Source organism: Halorubrum sp. AD140, from assembly GCF_034497445.1.
GTDB lineage: Archaea > Halobacteriota > Halobacteria > Halobacteriales > Haloferacaceae > Halorubrum.
Map to the genome: position 1 here is coordinate 1 of NZ_JAXRUU010000138.1, position 1,991 is coordinate 1,991.

Annotated in this window: 2 protein-coding genes; both read right to left on the reverse strand. The window is 48.2% G+C overall.

The genetic code is table 11. The features are described from left to right. On the reverse strand, positions 1-668 hold a 668-nt coding region (locus U4E84_RS16730; RefSeq protein ID WP_322533236.1), incomplete at its 3' end, for an ATP-binding protein. Positions 669-816: 148 nt separating this feature from the next. Beyond that, positions 817-1,836, reverse strand: a complete 1,020-nt coding sequence (locus U4E84_RS16735) for a homing endonuclease associated repeat-containing protein (RefSeq protein WP_322533238.1) — start codon at positions 1,834-1,836, stop codon at positions 817-819. Positions 1,837-1,991 lie beyond the last annotated feature (155 nt).

Here is a 1,991-nt window from a genome sequence, read left to right on the forward strand (position 1 = left end):
GATAGTAGCCGTCGGAATAAGGTGCCTAGTCGCTCACGAATATATTGAACTTTTTTGTCAAGTGAGTTTGCCGACGGCCACACGTCATTATCAAATTGGGCCCTGGCGCAAGTTGTATGAACATGCGTACCATGATCTGCCTGCTTAAGTTCGGAAATTTCGTCTGGAACCCCGATTTCCCAATCGTTTTCACTCCCGCTAGAAATGGGAAGATCGCCCGTAATAGGTCCATCAACACGCAAACAGTCGCTTGTATTCGTCTGTGTTACAAGAGTAAATTGATTCGTATCATTCTGAAGCTCACGCTGTTTGAGAGATTCCTCAAACCATGCGAGACTAGCTTTGAGACCCCATCCAACGTTATTTAGAATCCCATCGGAAATTTCTTTATTTCCGGTTCGAAATACATGGTTTTGGAGTTGTTCACGAGTAATCCCTGGCCCGTTATCTGAGATATAGGTTGTAACTGTATCTTCGCCACGCACAAACGTCAGCGAGATTGTCACCTGTTCATCTGGACTCTCAAAGTATGACTCGTCATTTACAGATGCCGCAACTGAATTATCGATGAGTTCCTGTAGCGCGTCTAAATATGTCTCGTGTTGCTTTGCCATTCCTGAAGCAAGCATTTCCAGCTCAACAGCTGATTCACATGTCTCACTACTCATGAATCGAAGCACATCTGCTGAAACGAATGTTAGATACCATTCTACGTTCTTGTCGACACCTCTATCTGAGAGATCTTTAATCTATATGATTACAGCGCTCGCTCTATGTTATCAACACTTTAGTCCTCATATAGAAGATACTAATCACTTAGATAGGGTCGTCATCATCACTCGATAACAGCATATCCTCTAGTGTTTCTTCAATCACGCTATGCATTGAATCTTGTTCTTCAGTATCTCCGTCGTCATCGTCTTCGGGAATCCTGCCATCTGTATTCCTATTATCTGTACTGTCGGCTGTTCCACTATCTTGGACACTAGGCCGCTCTGATGGTTCCAAACCAGCGATCTGGAGTGCATCACTCCATGATCCAAATCGCAACGTAGCCAACCCCGGGGAAAAATCGACGTGCTTCCCGGTCTCTGTGGTGGTCGGCGCGTGCCCCAATTTCTCAGCGACAAGCCGAATCCCGTCCAGAATTTCGACGTTCGTATTCGACCGGGCACTCCAATCGGGCATCTCAGCGGGATCGAATCCCGCGGCTTCAAGTGCAGCATCCCACGATCCGAACGACGTCCGGTATTCGTCCGCTGGGTACTTGCCGTACCCTACGACCAGTTCTTTGGTGGGTGGCTCATTAATGATGTCGGCAAATAACCGAATCTCACTTAGCATCTCTGACTCATCGATTTCTGCTGATCCGTCGAAACTTGGCCGGTCTACATCTGAAATAAAAGCATTGGTCTTGACCGATTTTCCTTCGGGCGCATCTGATTCATCGATTTTGTCAGATTCTCCGAGCTCGGCTTCTGCCTCATCAATTCCCTGCGTTACCGCAGGATCGGATGTAGACTGCGACGCCGACTTCGTCTTCGGGTCGGATTCGATGTTGTCCGCCTCCTCAACCGGTTCAGTAGCTTCCTCGCCGTGAAAATCCTGTATCGTCACATCATCCGGAAGAATCCCAGCCGCTTGACACGCATTGAACAAGTTGCCAAACTCCTCTTGGTATCGCTGATACGGATACTCGCCGCGCTCGTTGATCTTGTCCGGATTTGGTAAATGACCCAGCTCCTGCGTGAGTTTGACCAGGGAGATCACCAAAGCTCGTCGCTGTAGGTCCGGTGCTGTTTCTTCCGTGTCTGGGCTGTCCTCGGACTCGTTCACGTCTTGGTAAATATTCTGGTGGTGTTGGGTAAACTCCTCCGCTCTGTCTAACGCTTGGATGTACCCATTATTGTACCGTCAACATTGTTGTTTAAACTGCGATCTCAAGTAGTAGCGGAGCTCGCTATCAATAACTAAGTCCCGCCGATCTCGGT